At 45.4% G+C, this 20,905-nt stretch carries 19 protein-coding genes and 1 pseudogene; 19 read left to right on the top strand and 1 reads right to left on the bottom strand.

The genetic code is table 11. From position 1 onward, the window contains the following. Positions 1-155: 155 nt before the first annotated feature. The 17 genes and pseudogenes from ACOV1R_RS05750 (at position 156) to ACOV1R_RS05670 (ending at position 16,431) form a co-directional block, all read left to right on the top strand. Positions 156-827, top strand: a complete 672-nt coding sequence (locus ACOV1R_RS05750; protein WP_015380870.1) for a helix-turn-helix domain-containing protein — start codon at positions 156-158, stop codon at positions 825-827. A 404-nt stretch (positions 828-1,231) separates the two neighbouring features. Next, positions 1,232-1,717, top strand: coding sequence for a GtrA family protein (locus ACOV1R_RS05745; RefSeq protein ID WP_003642250.1), 486 nt, complete (start codon positions 1,232-1,234; stop codon positions 1,715-1,717). Between the two features lie 232 nt (positions 1,718-1,949). Next, entirely contained in the window at positions 1,950-2,750 is an 801-nt protein-coding gene (locus tag ACOV1R_RS05740) for a matrixin family metalloprotease (RefSeq protein ID WP_003643352.1), read from the top strand. Between the two features lie 94 nt (positions 2,751-2,844). Further along, complete coding sequence (locus ACOV1R_RS05735; RefSeq protein ID WP_003642248.1) at positions 2,845-3,063, top strand: hypothetical protein; 219 nt, start codon at positions 2,845-2,847, stop codon at positions 3,061-3,063. A gap of 568 nt (positions 3,064-3,631) precedes the next feature. After that, a complete protein-coding gene (locus tag ACOV1R_RS05730) occupies positions 3,632-4,825 on the top strand; it encodes an ABC transporter substrate-binding protein (protein ID WP_003643351.1) in 1,194 nt (397 codons plus the stop codon). 30 nt (positions 4,826-4,855) lie between these two features. After that, positions 4,856-5,734, top strand: coding sequence for a branched-chain amino acid ABC transporter permease (locus ACOV1R_RS05725; protein WP_003642246.1), 879 nt, complete (start codon positions 4,856-4,858; stop codon positions 5,732-5,734). 16 nt (positions 5,735-5,750) lie between these two features. Further along, positions 5,751-6,713, top strand: coding sequence for a branched-chain amino acid ABC transporter permease (locus ACOV1R_RS05720; protein ID WP_003646066.1), 963 nt, complete (start codon positions 5,751-5,753; stop codon positions 6,711-6,713). Next, positions 6,706-7,485, top strand: coding sequence for an ABC transporter ATP-binding protein (locus ACOV1R_RS05715; protein WP_021357118.1), 780 nt, complete (start codon positions 6,706-6,708; stop codon positions 7,483-7,485). The genes ACOV1R_RS05720 and ACOV1R_RS05715 overlap by 8 nt, the downstream gene beginning before the upstream one ends. Further along, positions 7,486-8,190: an ABC transporter ATP-binding protein gene (locus tag ACOV1R_RS05710; RefSeq protein ID WP_003646064.1), complete on the top strand. Its 705-nt coding sequence runs from the start codon at positions 7,486-7,488 to the stop codon at positions 8,188-8,190. Positions 8,191-8,192: 2 nt separating this feature from the next. Then, positions 8,193-8,832: pseudogene (locus tag ACOV1R_RS05705) on the top strand (CBS domain-containing protein). Positions 8,833-9,471: 639 nt separating this feature from the next. Next, positions 9,472-10,254: a WxL domain-containing protein gene (locus ACOV1R_RS05700; RefSeq protein WP_128484962.1), complete on the top strand. Its 783-nt coding sequence runs from the start codon at positions 9,472-9,474 to the stop codon at positions 10,252-10,254. A gap of 73 nt (positions 10,255-10,327) precedes the next feature. Next, positions 10,328-11,371, top strand: coding sequence for a DUF916 and DUF3324 domain-containing protein (locus tag ACOV1R_RS05695; RefSeq protein ID WP_003646062.1), 1,044 nt, complete (start codon positions 10,328-10,330; stop codon positions 11,369-11,371). An 81-nt stretch (positions 11,372-11,452) separates the two neighbouring features. After that, on the top strand, positions 11,453-11,830 hold the full coding sequence (locus tag ACOV1R_RS05690; RefSeq protein ID WP_015380863.1) for an LPXTG cell wall anchor domain-containing protein: 378 nt from the start codon (positions 11,453-11,455) through the stop codon (positions 11,828-11,830). Further along, the gene (locus tag ACOV1R_RS05685) at positions 11,827-13,335 is read left to right on the top strand and encodes a WxL domain-containing protein (protein WP_217203091.1); all 1,509 of its coding nucleotides are present in this window, start codon (positions 11,827-11,829) and stop codon (positions 13,333-13,335) included. The genes ACOV1R_RS05690 and ACOV1R_RS05685 overlap by 4 nt, the downstream gene beginning before the upstream one ends. A gap of 441 nt (positions 13,336-13,776) precedes the next feature. Then, the gene (locus tag ACOV1R_RS05680; RefSeq protein ID WP_128484963.1) at positions 13,777-14,742 is read left to right on the top strand and encodes an ABC transporter substrate-binding protein; all 966 of its coding nucleotides are present in this window, start codon (positions 13,777-13,779) and stop codon (positions 14,740-14,742) included. A gap of 17 nt (positions 14,743-14,759) precedes the next feature. Further along, positions 14,760-15,761: an ABC transporter permease gene (locus ACOV1R_RS05675; protein ID WP_015380860.1), complete on the top strand. Its 1,002-nt coding sequence runs from the start codon at positions 14,760-14,762 to the stop codon at positions 15,759-15,761. Then, positions 15,658-16,431 (top strand): ABC transporter ATP-binding protein, encoded by a 774-nt coding sequence (locus tag ACOV1R_RS05670; protein WP_033617702.1) that lies wholly within the window; start codon positions 15,658-15,660, stop codon positions 16,429-16,431. The genes ACOV1R_RS05675 and ACOV1R_RS05670 overlap by 104 nt, the downstream gene beginning before the upstream one ends. Positions 16,432-16,976: 545 nt before the next feature. Here the strand turns inward: ACOV1R_RS05670 and nagE are convergent. Then, positions 16,977-18,959 (bottom strand): N-acetylglucosamine-specific PTS transporter subunit IIBC, encoded by a 1,983-nt coding sequence (gene nagE / locus ACOV1R_RS05665; protein WP_021357239.1) that lies wholly within the window; start codon positions 18,957-18,959, stop codon positions 16,977-16,979. Between the two features lie 351 nt (positions 18,960-19,310). On the opposite strand from nagE, the gene ACOV1R_RS05660 reads away from it, so the two are divergent. Together ACOV1R_RS05660 and ACOV1R_RS05655 are read left to right on the top strand one after the other, a co-directional pair. Then, the gene (locus tag ACOV1R_RS05660) at positions 19,311-19,964 is read left to right on the top strand and encodes a nitroreductase family protein (RefSeq protein WP_015380857.1); all 654 of its coding nucleotides are present in this window, start codon (positions 19,311-19,313) and stop codon (positions 19,962-19,964) included. Between the two features lie 126 nt (positions 19,965-20,090). Beyond that, positions 20,091-20,900 carry a Cof-type HAD-IIB family hydrolase gene (locus tag ACOV1R_RS05655; RefSeq protein ID WP_003646054.1) on the top strand — a complete coding sequence of 270 codons (810 nt, stop codon included), beginning with the start codon at positions 20,091-20,093 and terminating at the stop codon, positions 20,898-20,900. The last annotated feature ends 5 nt before the right edge of the window (positions 20,901-20,905 follow it).

Here is a 20,905-nt window from a genome sequence, read left to right as displayed (position 1 = left end):
ACTAAAACGCTATGACGGAAATCATTGTCGTAGCGTTTTGGTTCGCGATTCTCAAAAAATACAACACGCGCAAATCGCCGGCTTCATCGACTTGCTTAGAAACTTATCTTGCCGAACAATCACCCGTCGCGTACGATGTGCTTGGAGGTGTGAAAATGAATTTTTCAGATAATTTAAAAATTATTCGGCAACAAAAGAAGATGACTCAAACTGACATCGCGACGCAATTGCACGTTTCACGACAGACGATTTCAAGCTGGGAGAATGGTCGAAGCTATCCAGATATTGGCATGTTGGTGCAAATTAGTACGGCGTATGATTTTTCAGTCGATCAACTATTGAAGGGAGATTTAGGGATGTTAAAACACTACGAGGCTCAGTCGGCAAATAATCGGCGGCAGCAGCGCTTGGTGGCAATCAGTTATGACTTAGTCGTTGGCCTACTATTTTTAAGCTATTTGCACTATTTTTTGCATTGGAACGACGGCATCGTGACGATGGTCATTAATGGTGGATTGATTGTGATGACCACGACGTTGATTATGAATTATAATTATTTTGATGATTGGGCAACCACTAAACGCCAGGCGTGGCAATTAGTGGGGGTTATTACGATGTTGGCGGTTTTAAATATCGCGTTGGTGTGGCCACAACTAGCTAGTCAGATCCCATCAACCCAGTTCTTAAATCAACATGCTGGTGCATATTTAGCGGGGAATGTGAGCGGAAAATTAGTTGGTGACTTCTTGCATCTCTTTATTTGGACAGCGGCGGCCGTGATGGCGATTGAAATTCCGCTCAATCGGGCGAGAAAGACTTCAGATTAGGTGTTCAGGTTGTGGATGGTGTTATTAAGTGCTGCGACCACTATTTAGTAGCGATCGAGTCACGCTCAACGGTCATTTTGGCACCTATGATAATGATGAGTTATCGGCTACGGCAAGCCGTTTTTAATTCATGATTGTCGCAGATTTTGGTTATTCGTTGATGTGCAACGGCCCCATGATGATGCCAACTAGCTGCAGAATTAGCTGATGCGGACAGTTAAAGCTGGTTGGCGTTTTGTGTATGTGAATTATTGGGGTAAAACTGAATAGTTGCCATCGCCAATAGTTAACTGCTGTGCTAAGATTAAGTTGTGTTATTTTTACTCATAAAAATGAAGATACAACTTAAACAGAATTCTTTCACAATAATCATGTTTAAGTGAAGAAAGTCAGGTGTAGTAACCATGAGTAAGCCAGATTCGATTAAAGTTGATCAAAATGAGGAAACGGTTACTGAAATTTTAGAGCCAGCAGCAGAATTAGATAAAAAAATTATTTCACCCGTTAAAGAAACCCGTAATCAGGCGATTCGCTATATCTTGTGGGGATTGATCAGTGTTGCGGTCAACTTTGCAACTTTCTATACGATGTACCACCTAATCGGACTCGAATACCAGGTCGCTAATGTTATTTCCTGGGTCATTGCCGTTCAAGTCGCGTTCTGGGTGGACCGCTTGAAAGTGTTCGACCATCATTCACACCACGTTTATCGTGAAATGGGTAAGTTCTATGCGACCCGGATCGTGACGTACGTCGTTGAAGCGATTATTTTATGGTTGTTGATGTCAGTATTGGGGAGCTCGGCGGTACTAGCCAAGATTCTTGGGCAGGCCGGCGCCATCATTGGGAACTTCTTGTTCTCGAAACTGTATGTTTTTCGAAATAAGTAGCCACATCAAGACGGGAATGAAAATTCACGTCTTTTTTTGTTCAGTGGGGTGCCGCGGTTGTTAGAATGACGAGTAGGTGTGTGAAAGCGGATTAAGATTACAAGTAGATTGCGGTAATCCTAAATATTCTTAATGATTCACTAAGAGCTATGTTTAAGTGGGGTGTCATGTGGTTTAATAAACTTAAATTATTGCTTGTCACCATGTTAAAAAATTAAGAGGAGCGCACAGCATGCTAAAAAATCTAATGCGCGGAATCAAAGCGCTGTGTCTAATCGGCCTCGTGTTATTTGGGTGGCGCAACTATGATACGCTTGCCCCGCGCGCGGCAGCTTTATATCAGACGAGTCGTCAGAATCTAGCGGCTGCCTTGTCGGGTGACTTATCTAGTCATTTGTTGGGTGCTGATGATACTAGCAGTGCTACCGAAGATTCGGCGACTAACTCAAGTAAGCAATCATCAGGTCAGCAGACGGATAAGACTGCGAGTGCCAGTTCGGTCACTAGCTCGAGTTCGCAAGCAACTAGTTCAACAACGCAAGCAACACCGATTGAATCGATCGTGCAGAACGCCACCTTAAAGAAGACGTATTATTATTCCTTCGATCATAATGTTCCCAAAGCGGCCCGGCAGGTCTTTCTTGAAGCTGTCGCGACTTATAACCAGACTGGGTTGGTCCATCTGGTAGCTGGTCAAGCCAGCGGGTCACAAAATTCAGTGACTTTTTCGATGTATCATAAAAAAATGACGACTGGTGCGACCAGTGTTGAACTTGGTCATGGTGGCCCTGATATTACTAAGCAAATTAGCTGGCGAGGTATCCAATATTGGAATAACGCGACGGCTAGTCTTAACGGCTCATACGCCTCAGCTTTCAGTAAATCGGTCGCAGTTCATGAGTTAGGTCATGCGTTAGGGTTGGATCACAGTTCATCGACTGAATCCGTGATGTACCCGGTTTCACAAGGTAAGAGCACGTTGTCAAGTGCTGATATTGCGGCCCTGGAAACAATTTATCAAAAGAATGCGTAATTTATTTTCGTAATACCAAACAAAATTTAACCACTTTTCAAATTTTGACCTATAATCAAGGTGTATCAAAAATTAGAAAGGAAGTTGTTTTAGTATGGCTGCAGCAGTTGAAATGAACAGTATGTTAGACGAAAAGATGACGGACGTGTTTGATTGGAGCGACTCTAAGTTACCCGTACGGGATGCGATTTGGAATCACTTTATGGACGCTGATAGTCATGATACTGACAAGACGGCTGACGAAGTAGCGCCTTATATGAGTATGGACGAAGCTAAGCTCAAGAGCGAAGTTGAAAAACTCTTAAAGGCTTAACTAGAATAACGACCATGACGGCCTAATTTTTGAATGGGAACTGATTGCCAGTTTAGTAATCAGTTCTTTTTTTATGCTTTTAATCCGGCTGAATAAGCTGGTTGGTCAGGGGGGCCTCTCAACCGAAGCTAATCAAGACCAAAAATAATTTTTTTGAATTACTGTCGACACTATGAGCCCGTAGTGGTTTACCTTTTAATTAATATAAAAACAATTAAAAATTCACTTGACTTATAATTAAAAGTTAATTAATCTAAGAAACATCAACATTACAAAAACTTTTGAAAGCGAGGCGCGTCAATTATGAAAATTCAATCTAACCTAACCAACTTGTTGACAACCCTTGCTGTTCAAAATTTAGCCTTATTATTAACGAAGAAGGACCCGGTCACTTGACCTTGAGTATAACTCAAAATTCAAGTGAACTGAGCCCTTCTTTCCCATTGTGGTAATGAGGCTCAGTTCCGGGTAAAGGCCTCATTCACTACGGTGGATGAGGCCTTTTTGTGACTTAAGGAGGATCGGGGTCAACAACGTAGCAATAAAAAAACGAAAGTGGGAATAACTAATGAAAAAATGGGAAAAACAAACGATGAAGATTGCAGCACTTGGTGCGATGGCGTTGACACTGGCAGGGTGTGCCACTGCCAAATCAAGTTCAAGTCAAGGAAATAATCCTGGCAAGACTATTAAAATTGGGGTCAATATGGAATTGTCTGGATCTGCGGCCGGTTATGGAGAACAGCAAAAGCAAGGCATTCAGTTAGCCGTCAAGAAAATCAATAAGAGCGGTGGAATCAAGGTTGGGGGGACCAAGAAGAAAATTCAGTTGGTGATCCGGGACAATAAGACATCGAACACGACTGCTGCTTCCGTGGCTGCCCAGCTCGTGAATAACGATAAGGTCGTGGCCGTAGTTGGTCCCGCGACAACTAGCGCCGGGACTGCGGCGATCCCTAATATGACTAAGGCGGCAGTACCATCAGTCAGTCCATCAGCGACCGATCCGGATTATACGTTGCAAAAGAGTGGCAAAGTTCAAAAGTACATATTCCGAGCTTGCTATCAGAATAATTTTCAAGGAGCCACGGCAGCAACCTTTGTGACTAAGAACTTGAAGGCGAAACGCGTCGCCATTTTGACTGATAACTCCAGTGATTACGGCACGGGCCTAACAAAGGCGTTTAAGAAGCAGTATCGGGGCACGGTCGTTAGCAGCCAAACGTTCCAAGAGGGCGATAAGGACTTTAATGCCATCCTAACTGCGTTGAAACATAAAAAGATCGATGCCATATATGCGCCTGGTTACTATTCAGAAATCGGTCTAATCGTTAAGCAAGCGCGGCAAGCGGGAATCAAGGCTCCAATCGTTGGTAGTGACGGGATGGCGGATGCTAAATTAGCCCAAATTGCTGGCAAGTCTAATGCTACCAATGTTTATTACACGACGCCATTTTCTACTAAGGCTTCGGCAACGAACAAAGTTGCTTCGAAATTTATGAGTGCTTACAAGGCAAAGTATGGTAGTACCGCACCAACTTTTTCAGCACTCGCTTATGATTCGGTTTATATGATCAAAGCAGCCATCGAAAAGGAAGGCTCGGCTAATTCTGTTAAAATCGCCGATGGTTTAGCCAAACTTAAGAACTTCAAGGGTGTCACTGGGACGACGACTATCGATAAGCAACATAATCCTGAAAAGACGATTTCAATTGAACAATTGACGAATGGCGTGGTCAGCAAGGTTTATAACGTCAAATAGTCAGACTAGTGAAAGCGTGGGGGAACACATATGCAGACATTTGGACAACAATTGATCAACGGACTATCGCTAGGAAGTATCTACGCGTTATTGGCGCTAGGCTACACGATGGTTTATGGCATTATCAAATTAATTAATTTTGCACATGGCGATATTTATATGTTGGGGGCCTTTTGGGGCTATTACAGTTTGAAGTCACTACACTTTAACTTTGTTGCGGCGCTCCTGTCCGCAATGGTGATCTGTGCAGTTAGTGGTGTGATTATTGAATATTTCGCGTACCGCCCATTACGCCATTCACCGCGAATTACCGCGCTAATCACGGCAATCGGTGTTTCATTCTTGCTTGAGAATGGAATGTCATACTTTGTTGGTGCGAGTGCCCGTTCATTTCCCCAAGCAATCAAAGTGGTGACTTATCACTGGGGCGGATTGCGGGTATCGAATGTGCAGCTACTGATCTTAGGAACGGCGTGCCTATTAATGATTCTATTGGAATTAATTATCAAACGTACCAAAATGGGTAAAGCAATGCGGGCCGTTTCTGTTGATCCCGAAGCTGCACAGTTGGTGGGCATCAATCTTAACCATACGATTTCGTTCACGTTCGCATTAGGGTCTGCAATGGCCGGCGCTGCCGGAGTCTTGATTGGCCTATACTATAATTCGATTGATCCGTTGATGGGCATGACGCCCGGTATCAAGGCCTTTGTCGCAGCCGTGATTGGTGGGATTGGTTCTGTGCCTGGGGCTTCATTGGGGGGCTTTATTATCGGCATCCTGGAGACTGGTGTTCAGGCGATTGGCCTATCCGCATACAAGGACGCGGTGGTTTACTTTGTCTTAATTGTTATTTTGCTCGTGTTGCCGGCTGGAATATTCGGTAAACGAACCAAGGAAAAAGTCTGAGGGAGGCGCCAAATTAATGAAAGCAAATTTGAAAACTAACATGGCGTGGCTCGGTGTGATGGTTATCGGCTTTGTTGTGATTGACGGTTTAGAGCTGATGGGCGTCATTAACTCGTTTATTGAAAATATGCTGGTGACGATTGGTATCAACGTTATATTGGCGGTGGGACTCAATCTGATTATTGGGTTTGCAGGCCAGTTCTCGCTTGGTCACGCCGGCTTTATGGCAATTGGCGCCTACGCGACTGGTATTATGACCCAAACAATGGCGACGCCCGCGGGATTTTATCTGTCGATGATCGTCGGCATGGTGATTGCCATGGTAGCGGCGGTCATTGTTGGCATCCCAACATTACGATTGCGCGGTGATTACTTAGCCATTGCGACGATGGGGGCGGCCGAAATCATTCGGATTCTAATCAATAATCTGAAAATTACGAACGGTGCAGCGGGGTTATTCAATATCCCGGCACTTGCTTCGTGGGCAACGGTGTATGTCTTAATGTGTCTGACAACGATTATCACGGTCAACTTTATTCACAGTCGCGGTGGTCGGGCCGTGATGGCTGTGCGGGATGATGAACTGGCGGCTGGTGCCATGGGAATCAATACGACGCGCTGGAAGTTGGCCGCTTTCGTCTTTGGCGCGGCGACTGCGGCGATTGGTGGGTCGTTGCACGCGGCCTACATTCAGACGATTGCGCCGGGTGATTTTAATATCATGGCTTCCATTGCGATTCTGATTATTGTCGTACTCGGTGGGGTCGGCAGTATTACCGGGACTTTCGTAGCCGCAATCGTATTAGGAGCGCTCGACACGATCTTACAAAACTTCGGTACGATCCGAATGATTATTTATTCATTGGCACTGATTTTGATTATGATTTTTAAGCCAGCCGGACTGTTAGGAACGTGGGAGTTCTCATTCACGCGTCTATTCAGACGGCGATCAACTAAGGAGGCGGTTAACCATGAGTAGCCGGTTATTAGACGCACAAGGGTTGGTCAAAAACTTTGGCGGCCTGACCGCCGTTGCTGACGTTTCACTCCATTTTGATCAAGACGAGCTGATTGGTTTGATTGGCCCGAATGGTGCTGGTAAAACCACGTTATTCAACTTGTTGACTGGTGAAACGCCGGTTAGTTCGGGTAGCATTAGTTTCTACACAGATCAGGGCGTGGTGTCGTTAAATGGCAAGCAGCCCGCTACGATTGCTCGGGTTGGTATTTCACGGACATTTCAGAATATCCGGTTGTTCAAGGAGATGAGTGTACTCGATAACGTGCGCATTGCAATGACCAATCATTATCATGAACGGTTTTTGACTAGCATCCTGCGCTTACCTAAGTATTACCAGACTGAGCGGGCAATGACCCAGGCGGCGCAAGCCTTATTAGCGATGTTTGATTTGACCGCCGTCGCTGATCAGCCCGCAAAGAGTTTACCATATGGTATTCAGCGGCGATTAGAGATTGTGCGGGCCCTGGCGACGAAGCTCAAGTTACTCTTCCTTGATGAACCCGCAGCGGGTATGAATCCCGAAGAAACGGCGGATTTGACGCGCTTGATTCGCCGAATTCAACAAGAATTTCATATTACCGTTGTGCTAATTGAACACGACATGTCACTAGTTATGAACGTAGTCGAGCGGCTCTACGTGTTGGAGCACGGGGCGTTACTGGCAACTGGGACGCCAAAAGCCATTCAACATGATCCGGCCGTTATCAAGGCCTATCTAGGAGGGGTGTAAATGCTTAAAGTACGTGATTTAGTCGTTAATTACGGCGCGATTCAGGCAGTCAAAGGTGTTAGTTTTGACGTGCAACAGGGTGAAATCGTTACGTTGATTGGTGCTAACGGCGCCGGGAAATCTACGTTGTTGCACACGATATCTGGCTTGATGCGTCCGGTCAGTGGTTCTATTCACTATTTGGATCAACCCATCCAAAAGACGGCCGCTCCTAAAATTGTGCGGGCGGGTATCTCGCAAGTTCCTGAAGGACGCCATATTTTTCCCGGCCTGTCTGTTCAAGAAAATCTACAAATGGGTGCTTTTTTACGGCAGGATCGGGGTCAATTGGCTCAGACTTATCAGCAAGTTTACGACTACTTTCCAATTTTGAAGAAACGTCGGCATCAAGATGCCGCGACGCTCTCAGGTGGTGAACAACAAATGTTGGCGATGGGCCGCGCACTGATGGCGCAGCCCAAGCTGATGTTGCTTGACGAACCTTCAATGGGATTAGCGCCCATCTTTATTAATGAGATCTTTGAGATCATCAAGGCAATCAATCAGGCTGGAACGACGGTTTTACTAATTGAACAAAATGCCAATCAAGCCCTGAAAATCGCTGACCGCGGCTATGTCTTAGCTAGTGGACAAGTCAAGCTTAGTGGTCGGGGTTCCGAATTATTAGCTAATTCAGAAGTTCAGAAAGCTTATCTAGGGGGTTAAGTATGAGTGTTGCAGATTATATGACACCACGCCTGGTCGTTGTTAGTCCTAAAACGACGATCAGTGTGGCGGTCGAATTAATGAAGAAAAATGCGATTCATCGGTTACCCGTCATGGCAGGTAATCGAATGGTCGGCTTGATCACGCATGGTATCATTCAGCGTGCGATGCCATCACAGGCCACGAGTTTGTCGGTGTATGAATTAAATTACTTACTTACTTACTAAGACGACGGTGGATCAAATCATGGAAACGGCGGTTCAAACTGTCGCAGCAACCGCTCAGTTAGAAACAGCGATTGCAACGATGCGGAAAAATAAGATCGGCGTACTACCAGTCATGACGGGCGACCAAGTTGTGGGCATCATTACTAATAATGATATCTTGGATGCGTTCTTAAATATTGCTGGTTACGGCCAGCCGGGAATCGTAACTCGGGTGGTGGTCCATCATGACCATGTCGGCGTAATTTTTGCCATCGGAAAGGTCTTAACAGAACACGATTTAAGTATTCAGACGTTAATGGTCGTAAATCACCAGGCTGAAAAAGTGATTGAGCTCCACGTGAATAGTGAACAGGCCGCCGATGTTAACCAAGTCTTGACAGCAGCAGGTTTTGAAGTACAACCGGTCAGTGATTAGCTCTGGCGGCTATTGTCTATTATTGGAGATTAGGTGGCTAAAGACATCGCGTTGTACAAAGTTATAGGGCGTGGTGAAAGTGTGTGGTCACAAAAAAGATTCAGGATGATTCAATCCTGAGTCTTTTTTTTCGACGTATTGTTACTTAAGGCTGCGGTCGACTGAATGTTTTATAGACAGGACATTCGCTAGCTAATGGGAAATTACGGCAACTAACTAGTACTTGTGAGGAGTAGCGATAACTGATTAGATTCGTTATTACCATGCGGTTTTGAGCGGTACACACAAATTTAAGACCGGATAATAAAATTGATAGCAAACCGAGACTGATCAAGAAGAACGAGACTGACCTGAACGTCACAATAAAAAAAATTATTATTAATTGGATTAAATCCCTATCTGTTGTTTTATTAATGTTGTACAAGTATTAGAAAAACAGCGGATAGAACGTTTTTTAATGTAAAAATGATGAAACAAAAAATTAATACTGCATACAAAATACGGCCGGAACAGTTGACCTGGTTGATTTTCACGGGTTAACAAAGAAGCAACTCAAAGATTAAGGGGTTGTAATTGTTGGGAAGTGTGGTAAATTATTAGTGCAGTTAATGAATTAGGCAAACTAAAGGGATGCACGATATGAAAAAAGTAGTAGGCAGTTTACTCATGACCAGTACCATTTTATTGGGGGCCTTAACGCCAATCGTTGGTCACGCGGCCGATGGTGAAAATCGGAGTGGGACGACGAATGCAACGGCAACGTTTACGGCAAATACCACTAATCCAGTTGATCCGGTCGATCCGACTGACCCAACGAAACCACTTGACCCTAAGCCTGGTGATGGCGATAACGGTGCCAATTCCGGTGCTGGTTTGTCACTGATCTATGCGCCCGGTAAACTTGATTTCGGTTCGCATGAAATTGACGTGATCAATAACCAAAGCTATAAAGCATTGACTGGTAGCGATGGTAGCACGGTCACCATGGGGTCAACGGGTAAAGTTGGTTTACAAGTCTCTGATCAACGCGGGACGAATGCGGGTTGGACATTGAGTGTTGCCGCTGCGGATGGCACGGATGGTAACTTAAGTACGCTTAAGGGGGCCACGGTCTCCTTACCTGCAGGGACGGTCATTTCTTCCGGATCGGAAGCTAGCAACGGCAGTACCGGTGGTAATGGTGCGGTCGGACAAGCTGTTGAACTTGACTTAGGTAGTCAAGCTTCAACTAGTGCCGGGGCGTCCTTTACGGGGACAACTTCTGGGAATGTCATGACAGCAGCGGATAGGAGTGGGGCGGGGATTACGTCTGACTTGCTTGATCCGGCTGCAGTCAAGTTGAACGTCGTGGCTAACACGGCGGCCGCTACGACTTACAAGGGCGTCCTAAATTGGACATTAACATCATCAGCAGATAATTAAATTAATGAACTTGGAGATGACCACGTAATAGTGGGCGTCTCTTTTACATAATAATCGACGGGGGGACGCAATAATGAAGAAAATGATGCGGTGGTTAGGGGCCATCTTAGTGATGATCAGCGGCTTGTCCGCGGTGGTTCCAGCACAGGCAGCCAATACGGACACCAGTAATAATATTGGTTTTAGTGTCGCGGCCCAAACGCCGAAAAACCAAATTGATAAACAGGCAACGTTTTTTGACCTCAAAATGACGGCAGGGCAGACCCAAACGTTGCAGACGCGAATCTATAATACGACTAACCGGGATATCCGCGTTGCAATGGGGATTCATACGGCATATACCAACAGTGGCGGCGCAATTGAATACGTGACCCCGGCGAAAAAGTATGATGCCTCACTGCAGTATCGGGTCGACCAATTGACTAAAATCAAGGGGCCAACGACGGTGACAGTTCCAGCCAACGGTTCTAAGCTGGTCAGTGCCCAAACGACCATGCCGACTAAGGATTTTAACGGTGCCCTGTTAGGTGGTTGGTATTTTAAACGCGTCGATCAAAAGGTCACTGGTGAAGTGAAGGGTGCTACGAATATTAGCAGTGAATATTCTTATGTGGTGGGCATCAAGTACAGCTTAGGGACTGCGCCCACGCCCGTCTTGAAACTAAGCGATGTCGCTGCTGGAATGGTTAATTATCACCGGAGTATCGTGGTGACGTTACGCAATACTGCAGCAGTGATGATACCACGGGTTACCATGAAGACGACGGTCACAGCCAAAGATAGTGGCAAAACCGTCGTAAAGGCGACCAAACAAGGCGTGATGTTGGCGCCTAATACGACGTTTAATTACCCATTGTTACTCAACAAACAGAAGCTTCAAGCGGGGACGTATCATTTACACTTGGTTGCGCACAACAGCGCTCATAAGTGGACTTTTGACCGCGACTTCAAGATTAGTGCCGCCACGGCTAAGACGTATAACCAGGATACGGTTGATGATAACGGCATCAGTATCTGGTGGTTGATTGGTCTGGGCGCACTGGGCATGTTGATTGTAGTCTTACTGATTTTGTGGTTAGTGCTTTTCTTGAAGAAGCGGCGGCAATCCCAAGATTAACAGCAATCGGCTCGGTGTTTAGTTTGGGACTGCTAAGCGTCATGAACAATTAGTAGCTGGGTAAAAAAGGGGGACTGACAAATGATACGATGGCTGTTGATACGGGGCTTACTGGGCTTATTAATCGGCCTAGGACCATCCATCGGGGGAGCTGCTCAGACGGTGGGCACTTCGTCGACACAAATACAGTTCTATACGTCACGTTCAGCGGACAAACAAACGCCTACGACGGTGCAACAAATTCCGCAGGGCGACGTTGTGTACGCAACGAAGGCTGTCAAAGCCACGCCCAATCGCTTTGTCGGTCAGTGGCAACAGGTACTAGCAACGGGCCGTTTGCCCCAAACCGGGGTCCAAGCGAATCACTATTATCAGTGGCTCGGGTTCCTGACCTTAATGGCACTCTTATTAGGGTGGCAGGTGCTTAAGTTAATGCGTGAAAGGGGGGCGAACACGTGAAACGACTGCGGCATATTAAGCTAGGCATGCTGTTACTGAGCTGCTTAGCGTTTATCAGCATGCTAGCGATTACGAGTCAGGCAGCGGCGCCCGTGACGTCTGCGACAACGACAATCGCTAATTCGAGTAATAAGTACTACACTTACTTTAATAGCGGTGATGTCGTTGGGTTCAATATCTCGGGTGGAATTGGGATATATCCAAGCTTAACCAAAGTGACGGCCAACTATGCGGATCAGGGACGTATATCGACTAAGACTACCACAATAACGTTGACCTTTAGTGGTTCGTTGTTTGCGAATAGTTCGGAGATTAAAACGCTATATTACGATGTCTTTTATAAGCAAGCAACCGAAGAATTTGGAACTTCACTAGTGACCAAGACTCCGACAAATATGGCGACTGGTTCTAGTACGGTATCGATGAATACTAGCAAGACTTTGACAGTCGATATGAGTAAGTTAAAGGATAATTTGCCAGTATATATTGGGTTTCGATTAACTACAGTAAAGGGTGAGACATCCACGTACCGCTTGGCAGTGTTTAATCGGATTAGCCTTAATACGACGCTGAATACGCCAACAACGACGGATACCACTCTGACAGGAACTGGGATTGCCGGTAATACCGTCAGCACGACAATTAATGGTAAGTCGTACACGGCGACAATCGGTAGTGATGGCAAATATGAAATTAAGTTAAATGATGGCCTCAGTGGGGTCACTTCAGTCACAGTAACGCAGACGGGAGAAGCCGATTATGGCGAATCCGAATCGGTGACTAAGGACGTGACGATACCACCGCTGACAATCAAAAGTAGCAGTACAGCGGTGAATTTGTCCGTGAGTGATCTAGCGGCGTTGACGTCTGATAGCGATGCTGTTAATTGGTTAGTTAAGCAGGCTGGCGTGGTTGCGACGAATCCTAGTAACGCTAATGACACGATGACTTATCATGCAAGTGAGAGCGGTCTGGTCGCGTTATTCAAGGGGCTCGCTGATAATCAGAGTACCACGGTCCACATCTATGCGACGAGCGCCAGCGACTTAACATCTGATAAAATTGCGCTACAAGTAACTAAGTTAGCAGGGACGCTGTCGTTTGGTCAATTAACGACCAATATGAGCTTCGGCGATTTAAAGGTGCCGTTGACACCACAAGTCTATCAACCGACTAATCCACTAGCCATCAGTGTGACTGATACCCGGGCGACCGGGGCTAAGTGGTATTTGTACGTTAGTGCCACGCCGCTGACATCGACAACGGTCAGTGGACGGACGTTGAAGGGCGATTTGGTTTACCGTGATGGTAGTGCACAGACCGTCTTAACGAATCAAGCGACGTTGGTCCAACAGGGACAAAAAGTCGCGGGGACGACCGATACGATAGTCACTGACGATTGGTCGACAACGAAGGGAATCGGATTATCAGCGCAACCAGGTATTTACGCTGATACTTATCAAGGTACCTTGAGTTGGACTCTGAGTGATACGCCAGATAAATAAGTTAGCGTGTATCAGTTGGGTGACGGGGACTTTGACCAATTGCACTTAAATTTTTTACTGGTTCGCAGTTGACAAGTTAGGTGTCGTCATGGTTTACTATTAGCTATAAATTGAAACGGAGGATGACTAATATGTCATTAGCAACTAACCTTCAATTAAATAATCAATTTGCCTTTAGCTTTTTCTTTGGATAGCGTTTGTATTCGTTTGATGGATACAAGCGCACGCAACGCGTTTGTATCTATCGAGAGCTAAAGTTATTCAACATGACTTAAACGCCAGGTAGATGCAGGGACAATCTATCTGGAAAAATATCGGGCCCGATAAAACACCAGTTAGATTCTTCCCAGAATCTAACTGGTGTTTTTTGTTTTCAGTCCGGTTCATCAAGACGTTGATGAACGTTGGGCGAACCAGACAATTTTTAAGGAGCGTTTCAAGATGAAAAAAACAACTTTAGGGGTATTAATTTTAGGTGCTGGGTTACTATTAGCTGGTTGTGGCAAACAAGCAACGAGTGGTCAGCAAAGCGTGTCGGTGGGCATCTTACAGGTGGTTCAACATGGTTCACTAGACCAAGCGCGCAAGGGCTTCAAAGCCGGATTACAAAAAGAATTAAAAGCGCATAACAGTAAAATAACGGTCAAGTATCACTATCTAAATGCACAGGGTGATCAGAGTAATTTGAATACAATGAGCCAACAAATCGTCCAACAGAAAAATGATTTGTTAGTTGGCATCGCAACGCCAGCTGCTCAGGCATTAGCCAAGAAAACGACGACGGTGCCGACCTTGGTTACGGCCGTAACCGATTTGAAAGCGGCGGGGTTGGTGAAAAGTGATACGAAGCCCCAAACTAATGTGAGCGGCACGAGCGATTTAATGCCCGTCGGCAAACAATTACAGTTATTGAAGAATATGAGTACAGGTTATAAACCGTTGGGGATTATGTATAACTCGTCAGAAGAAAATTCAGTGCTACAAGTCAAGTTGGCGAAGGCTTACGCGAAAAAGCACGGTATCAACTTAAAGGTCGTTAGCGCAACGAGTACTAATGACGTTGCCAGTGTTTTGGCCGGTTTGACGGGTAAAATATCTGGCCTTTACTTACCAACCGATAATTTGATGGCGAGTGCGATGAAGACGATTGGTCAGAAGACCAAGGCTGCAAAGCTACCAGTGGTAACGGGTTCGATTGAAATGGCTGAAGATGGCGGGACTGCGACGTATGGTCTTAACTATTACGAATTAGGTGAACAGACTGGAAAAATGGCTTACCAAGTCTTAATCAAGAAGCAAAAGCCGCAAACAATGGCGGTTCAAACAGCTGACAAGTTACACCTCTACGTCAATAAAGCGAATGCTAAGGCAATCGGCTTACAACCAAGTACAATCAAGCAACCATAAGAGGGGAGCGAGGTAATATGTTAATCACGAGTATTGGACAAGGTTTATTATGGGCGCCACTGGTTATCGGGGTGTTCCTCACTTTCAGAATTTTAAACATCCCTGATTTGACCACCGAGGGTAGTTTTCCATTAGGGGCTGCCGTGACGATTAGTAGCATGTTGGCCGGACAGTCAGCTATCGTGGCGAGTTTATTAGGATTTGTCGCCGGATGTTTGGCCGGTTGGGTCACGGGGGTATTAGATACTAAGCTTAAAATGCCGTCATTATTGGCCGGAATTCTGACGATGACGGGACTATATTCCATCAACATGCACATTATGGGCAAAGCGAATATTCCCTTGCTTGACCAGAAAACGTTGATGGGATGGTTACCAGCGAGCTGGTCTTTGAATTTACAAACCATCGTGATTGGGTCTGTGGTTACGCTGGTCGTCCTGGCCGGGTTGATTTGGTTATTCCAGACGCGTTTGGGACTATCTTTGATGGCAACGGGTAATAATCCTGCGATGAGTGCTGCGAATGGAATCTATACCGATCGGATGGTCATTATTGGCTATATGTTATCTAACGGTTTGATTGCTTTATCGGGTGGTCTGATTGCACAGAGTAACGGTTACGCGGATATTGGGATGGGAATTGGGACGATTGTCATCGGGCTGGCTTCAGTCCTGGTTGGTGAAATCTTCTTACATGGTCGTCAAATCTGGGTCCGTTTGACTGGAATGGTCGTGGGCGCCATTATCTATCGTTATTTGTTGACTTTGGCAATGGGCTTAGGTTTCCCCGTCAATGACTTAAAGATTTTATCAGCGGCGATTCTTGTCATCGTCATCTGCTTGCCACTATTACAAAATAAATACCGGACAAAACGGCAGTTACGCCGGTACCTTAAAGAGATTGGAGTCGATCAACATGCCACAACCAACTATTCTGAACGTCCAACACTTGCAAAAAGTCTTCTTTCCCGGAACCAGAAACGAGCGGCACGTCTTAAAGGACGTGAATCTAACGATTGAACCTGGCGAATTTGTGGCGGTTATTGGGAACAACGGCGCCGGCAAGTCGACCTTGCTCAATACGATTGCAGGAACGTTAAATACGGATGCTGGAGAGATTACACTAGCCAATCATCGTGTGACCAATCGTCCCGTTGCGTATCGGTCACGGTGGGTGGCCCGGGTGTTCCAAGATCCTAAGTTGGGTACCGCTGGCGAACTAAGTGTGGCCCAGAATCTCACGTTAGCCCAACGTCATACGGGGAGCTTGAGTCTGCGCCGTTATCGCCAACGTGGACAGGAAGAACGATACTTAAGGTTGCTGGCTAGTCTTAATATGGGGTTAGAAGCGCGACTGAATACGCAAGTGAAGTATTTATCCGGGGGGCAACGGCAAGCCTTATCCTTACTGATGGCCACCTTGAGCCAACCAGAGCTGTTGTTGCTGGATGAGCATACGGCGGCGCTTGACCCGAAGACGAGTGCGGAAGTGATGGCGCTGACCCAACAAATCGTGACGGCCAATCATCTGACAACGATGATGATTACGCACAAAATGAGCGATGCGTTGACATACGGCGACCGGCTAGTGATGGTACAGGATGGTCAGATCAAGTTGGACGTGCGTGGTGCCGAAAAGCAAGCATTGCGGACGGATGACTTGGTGACGATGTTCGCAGCTGAGGTGTGAGGCTGTCGTTGCAAAAAACGACTTGCAACGGCCGATGATCAGTTAGCAGGTCATTATCTTACTTAACGAATTTCGCAATCAAATAAATGATCAGTCCTAAACTGATGAGACCACCGATGATAGATATAATGAAAATTAAATCGCCAAAATACATTGGTTTTCCTTTCTAGCTTAGCGCATGCTGAGCAATACCAAAATATAATTATTGTAGGTTCGGTTAGTCACCGCTTCGTGCAAATCATGATTAAGGCGTGCTGTTAGTTTAGATTGCAGTTCATCAACACGTGTTCGTCCGACTTCCGAGGCTAGGTGACAATCGTTTTAGCATACCATATTAGTTTCGTGGCGATAATATTCATATGACGTATAATTCTGGAAAAATAAGTTAATTGAATAATCCATAATTGCCGGTAAACGTTGCTAAATGGCGAATGAGTTACGTTAAGGGAAATTTAAAGAATTGTCCGGCGACTAGATTATCGAAAATAGCCCTCTGCGTATCAAATACGTAGGGGGCTATTCATATAATTGGCGCATGTAACAAGTTATTTCGTCGTGACCAACATAATCTCATCACTGACTTTGACTTGGTTGGTCAACATCTTGAATTTCATCAAATTGACAGCATCCATGTTAGTGATGATAACCATCATGGTTGTGGCCTTACCAGCAGCCTTAATCGCTGCCAGGTCAGCTTTGGCAACTACTTCGCCATGGTGAACGGGTTGACCGGTTTGGACTAGTACTTCAAAGGGAGCACCGTTCAACTCAACGGTATCAATATCCATATGCAGCAGAATTTCTAACCCTGAATCGGTTTTAAAACCGATTGCATGCTTGGTAGGAAAGACGGTGCTGACCGTCCCGTCGACCGGCGTCGTAATCGTCCCGTCTGCGGGATCAATTGCGAAGCCATCGCCCAACATCTTCTTAGCAAATGTGTTGTCGGCGACGTTTTCAATATCTACGTACTGACCGTTAGCGACGCTGTAAAAGTCGGTGGTCACACCACTAGTGATATTAGTCGCAGTTGGTGCTGTCGCAACAGCTTCATCGCTAGTCGTGGTCTTAGTAATGGGTGCGTTCGTGAGCTTTAAGTGGCTCAACACGTCGGCGACGAATTGGACTTCGGTCCCAATAATGATTTGTAGATTATGGTCGTCTAATTTGTTAATACCAGCAGCACCACTGTGTTTGATAGCGGCTTCATTAATGGTTGACGTATCGGCTAATTGCAATCGGAGACGGGTCGTGCAGTTATCGACAACCGTTAAATTATCGGCACCACCGAGCGCAGCGTAAATTTGCTTGGCTTGACGTGTGTATTTGTCATCATCCGCATCAGTGGCGATGGCTAAATCATCGGCATCATCGGCTGTCACTGGTTCGCGGCCCGGTGTCATCAAATGGAACTTCTTGATTGCGAAGTCAAAGCCAAAGTAGTAAATGACGGCTAGAACCAATCCTTGTAAGATTAACATTAAAGGTTGATTAGCAATCGGGTTTTTAAGGCTTAAAATGTAGTCAACTAACCCGGCGGAGAAGGCAAAACCGGCTGTCCAGTGCATGAAGGCAGCAAAGGCTAGCGATAAACCAGTGAAGATTGCGTGTAAAACATAGAGTGGCCAAGCTACGAACATAAATGAGAACTCTAATGGTTCGGTCACACCGGTAAAGAAGGACGCAAACGCACCGGCCATCATCAGGGATGCTGTTTCAACTTTACGTTCTGGTAACGCATTGCGGTAAATCGCGTAGGCCCCAGCTGGTAAACCAAACATCATGACTGGGAAGAAACCAGCTTGGTACATCCCAGTCACACCCTTGATCCCCTTGTGTGCTAAGAATTTACCAATATCATTGATGCCAGCAACGTCAAACCAGAAAACGGAGTTGAGTGCTTGGTGCAACCCAGTTGGAATCAATAGGCGGTTGAAGAAGCCATAGAGACCGGCCCCAACGGCACCGAGACCCACGATGAATTTGCCAAAGGTAACTAATGCATCATAGACGGGCGGCCAAACAATGAGAAGCGCAACGCTGACTAATAACATGGTCAGCGCGGCTAAGATTGGGACTAGACGTTTACCACTGAAAAATGAAAGAGCCATCGGTAGTTTGGTCTCGTGGAAGCGATTGTAAAGAGCTGCGGCAATCAGACCAGAGATGATCCCAATGAAGACGTTGCCAATTTGACCAAACGCTGGATTAACAGTGGCTACCTTGATATTCAAGAGTGTGGCGACCGATTCTGGTTTTAAAACGTTAGTTGGTAATTCAAAGGCAACTAAACCAGCAAGAGCGGCTGCGCCATCTTTATCTTTTGACATACCGAGTGCCAAACCAACTGCAAATAGTAGTGGTAATTGGCTCAGAACAGCGTTACCACCGGCTTGTAAGAAGTGTGCGACGATGTCGTTACTAGCAGATGCCCACCAGTTACCAATTCCCACAAGTAAAGCTGCTGCGGGTAGAACGGCAACGGGTAATTGCAGTGAACGGCCCATACGTTGCAAATAATTCTTCATGTACAAAATCCCCCTAAAAAGATAGTTTTGAATAAGTGCAACCATTGTTGTACAGTGGTGAAAGCGCTATTACAACCGCTTTTTATTGGTATAGTCCATTGGTTTAATAAGATTAACAGTACAATTGGGAGTGGTCTAATATAAATACAAATACGGAACTACAAGTCCGACAAGCATAAGTAATACTGGTATAAACGATGACCCCAGGTAATGAGCATAAAAAATAAATATTGGTCGGAATAATAGGTGCTAATGATAGCGATTTCAAAATAATTGTGAAAACAAATACAAAATCAGTTATAATAAGATTGATTAATGAATTTGTTACTTTTAAAAAAGGAGTTGTTTAGGATGCCAACAACCATGACGACTAATATTAAAAATAATGATTTTAAAGACGTGGTGTTTAACCGCCAATCAGTACGGCAGTTTGATCCGACTGTCAAAATTGACCGTGAAGAATTGCAAACGATTATTGATGAGACAATCAGTGCACCATCAGCATGCAACTTGCAACCCTGGCACTTTGTGGTTGCCGATAGTGCGGACGGTAAGGCGAAAGCAAAGTCGGTTTTAATGCCGTTTAATTATCCACAAATTGATTCTTGCTCAGCCATGATTTTTGTCCTAGGCGATACGCAATCGCATTTGGTCTATCGGGACGTGTGGAATAAAGCTTGTGAAGAAGGACGCATTACCCCGGAAAAGCGGGATCAAATCTTCAAGACGTTCTTACCAATGTATGAAAATGCGAGTCCAGAATTTCTACAAGCCGATGCGATGATTGATAGTAGTATGGCCGCAATGCAATTACTATTGATTGCCCGCGCACATGGCTATGATGCTAATCCAATTGCGGGTTATGCGGCAGATAAAGTCGCGACGACCTTTGGCTTGGATGCCAAGCGCTATGTACCAGTGATGGCTATAGCACTTGGCAAGGCGGCTAGCGAACCGATCACGACAACGCGTTACGCTGGTACGCAGGTTACCGAATTCATTTAATTGAGCTAACCTTTTTAACTCGCGAAAATATCGCGAGTTTTTTTGTCATCGGGCTTGTTCTCGAACGCGTTTGAGCAGGTATACTAAGGGTAAGATTAATAAAATAATTGACGGGAGTACATTGGCATGATTAATTATTTGTTTTCAGATTTAGATGGGACGCTATTGAATTCTCAAGGAATTGTGAGTCCACAAACTGTTCAAGCAGTGCGAGAAAGTGGCTTACCAATGACGCTTGTATCAGCTCGCGCACCTATTGAAATGCGTGATACAATTCAGGCACTAGGGTTAACAGGTCCCCAGATTGGCTTTAATGGTGGTTTGATTTTTGAATATTGTCAGAATCAAGTTAAGGCGTTACAAGCAGCCCCGTTAGATCAGAAATTAGCATTACAAGTGCTCGAGTTTGTTAAGACGGAGTCGCCGACAGTTAGCCTGAGCTGTTACACGCAAACGGATTGGGTGACGGAAAAAGTTGATGCTGGGACTCGTACAGAACAGCAGCTGACGGGACAAATAGTAACACCGATTACGAGTTATACAGATCACTTTCGGCAATATCCTGCAGCTATTTTTAAAATTATGATTATGACCTTAGACAAACATGTTATGGCAACACTCGCAATGGCCCTTAAACAATTGGTCGGTAGTTACGCTAGTGTTAAATTATCTGGACAGACGTATTTAGAAGTAACTAGTGCTCAGGCACAAAAGTCTCGTGGAATTGCATTTATTAAAGAACGATATCATTTAACAACTAATGAGATAGCTGCCTTTGGTGATGGTGAAAACGATTTGCCAATGCTGAGGGCGGTTGGTTTACCAATTGTAATGGGCAATGCTGATTCAACTATTCAGCAATATGGGCATCGTGTGACCAAACGTAATGATGAAGATGGCGTGGCTTACGCCTTGTCACATTTAATCGGGAGGTAATATTG

It is taken from the genome of Lactiplantibacillus sp. YT640 (genome assembly GCF_049745435.1).
GTDB classification, from domain to species: domain Bacteria; phylum Bacillota; class Bacilli; order Lactobacillales; family Lactobacillaceae; genus Lactiplantibacillus; species Lactiplantibacillus plantarum.
This window is presented reverse-complemented; position numbering and strand designations above follow the sequence as displayed.

What these genes read in the sequence shown, in the direction of transcription:
- ACOV1R_RS05750 (WP_015380870.1), top strand. Translation starts at nt 156, where the DNA reads ATGAATTTTTCAGATAATTTAAAAATTATTCGGCAACAAAAGAAGATG.
- ACOV1R_RS05745 (WP_003642250.1), top strand. Translation starts at nt 1,232, where the DNA reads ATGAGTAAGCCAGATTCGATTAAAGTTGATCAAAATGAGGAAACGGTT.
- ACOV1R_RS05740 (WP_003643352.1), top strand. Translation starts at nt 1,950, where the DNA reads ATGCTAAAAAATCTAATGCGCGGAATCAAAGCGCTGTGTCTAATCGGC.
- ACOV1R_RS05735 (WP_003642248.1), top strand. Translation starts at nt 2,845, where the DNA reads ATGGCTGCAGCAGTTGAAATGAACAGTATGTTAGACGAAAAGATGACG.
- ACOV1R_RS05730 (WP_003643351.1), top strand. Translation starts at nt 3,632, where the DNA reads ATGAAAAAATGGGAAAAACAAACGATGAAGATTGCAGCACTTGGTGCG.
- ACOV1R_RS05725 (WP_003642246.1), top strand. Translation starts at nt 4,856, where the DNA reads ATGCAGACATTTGGACAACAATTGATCAACGGACTATCGCTAGGAAGT.
- ACOV1R_RS05720 (WP_003646066.1), top strand. Translation starts at nt 5,751, where the DNA reads ATGAAAGCAAATTTGAAAACTAACATGGCGTGGCTCGGTGTGATGGTT.
- ACOV1R_RS05715 (WP_021357118.1), top strand. Translation starts at nt 6,706, where the DNA reads ATGAGTAGCCGGTTATTAGACGCACAAGGGTTGGTCAAAAACTTTGGC.
- ACOV1R_RS05710 (WP_003646064.1), top strand. Translation starts at nt 7,486, where the DNA reads ATGCTTAAAGTACGTGATTTAGTCGTTAATTACGGCGCGATTCAGGCA.
- ACOV1R_RS05700 (WP_128484962.1), top strand. Translation starts at nt 9,472, where the DNA reads ATGAAAAAAGTAGTAGGCAGTTTACTCATGACCAGTACCATTTTATTG.
- ACOV1R_RS05695 (WP_003646062.1), top strand. Translation starts at nt 10,328, where the DNA reads ATGAAGAAAATGATGCGGTGGTTAGGGGCCATCTTAGTGATGATCAGC.
- ACOV1R_RS05690 (WP_015380863.1), top strand. Translation starts at nt 11,453, where the DNA reads ATGATACGATGGCTGTTGATACGGGGCTTACTGGGCTTATTAATCGGC.
- ACOV1R_RS05680 (WP_128484963.1), top strand. Translation starts at nt 13,777, where the DNA reads ATGAAAAAAACAACTTTAGGGGTATTAATTTTAGGTGCTGGGTTACTA.
- ACOV1R_RS05675 (WP_015380860.1), top strand. Translation starts at nt 14,760, where the DNA reads ATGTTAATCACGAGTATTGGACAAGGTTTATTATGGGCGCCACTGGTT.
- ACOV1R_RS05670 (WP_033617702.1), top strand. Translation starts at nt 15,658, where the DNA reads ATGCCACAACCAACTATTCTGAACGTCCAACACTTGCAAAAAGTCTTC.
- nagE (WP_021357239.1), bottom strand. Translation starts at nt 18,959, where the DNA reads ATGAAGAATTATTTGCAACGTATGGGCCGTTCACTGCAATTACCCGTT.
- ACOV1R_RS05660 (WP_015380857.1), top strand. Translation starts at nt 19,311, where the DNA reads ATGCCAACAACCATGACGACTAATATTAAAAATAATGATTTTAAAGAC.
- ACOV1R_RS05655 (WP_003646054.1), top strand. Translation starts at nt 20,091, where the DNA reads ATGATTAATTATTTGTTTTCAGATTTAGATGGGACGCTATTGAATTCT.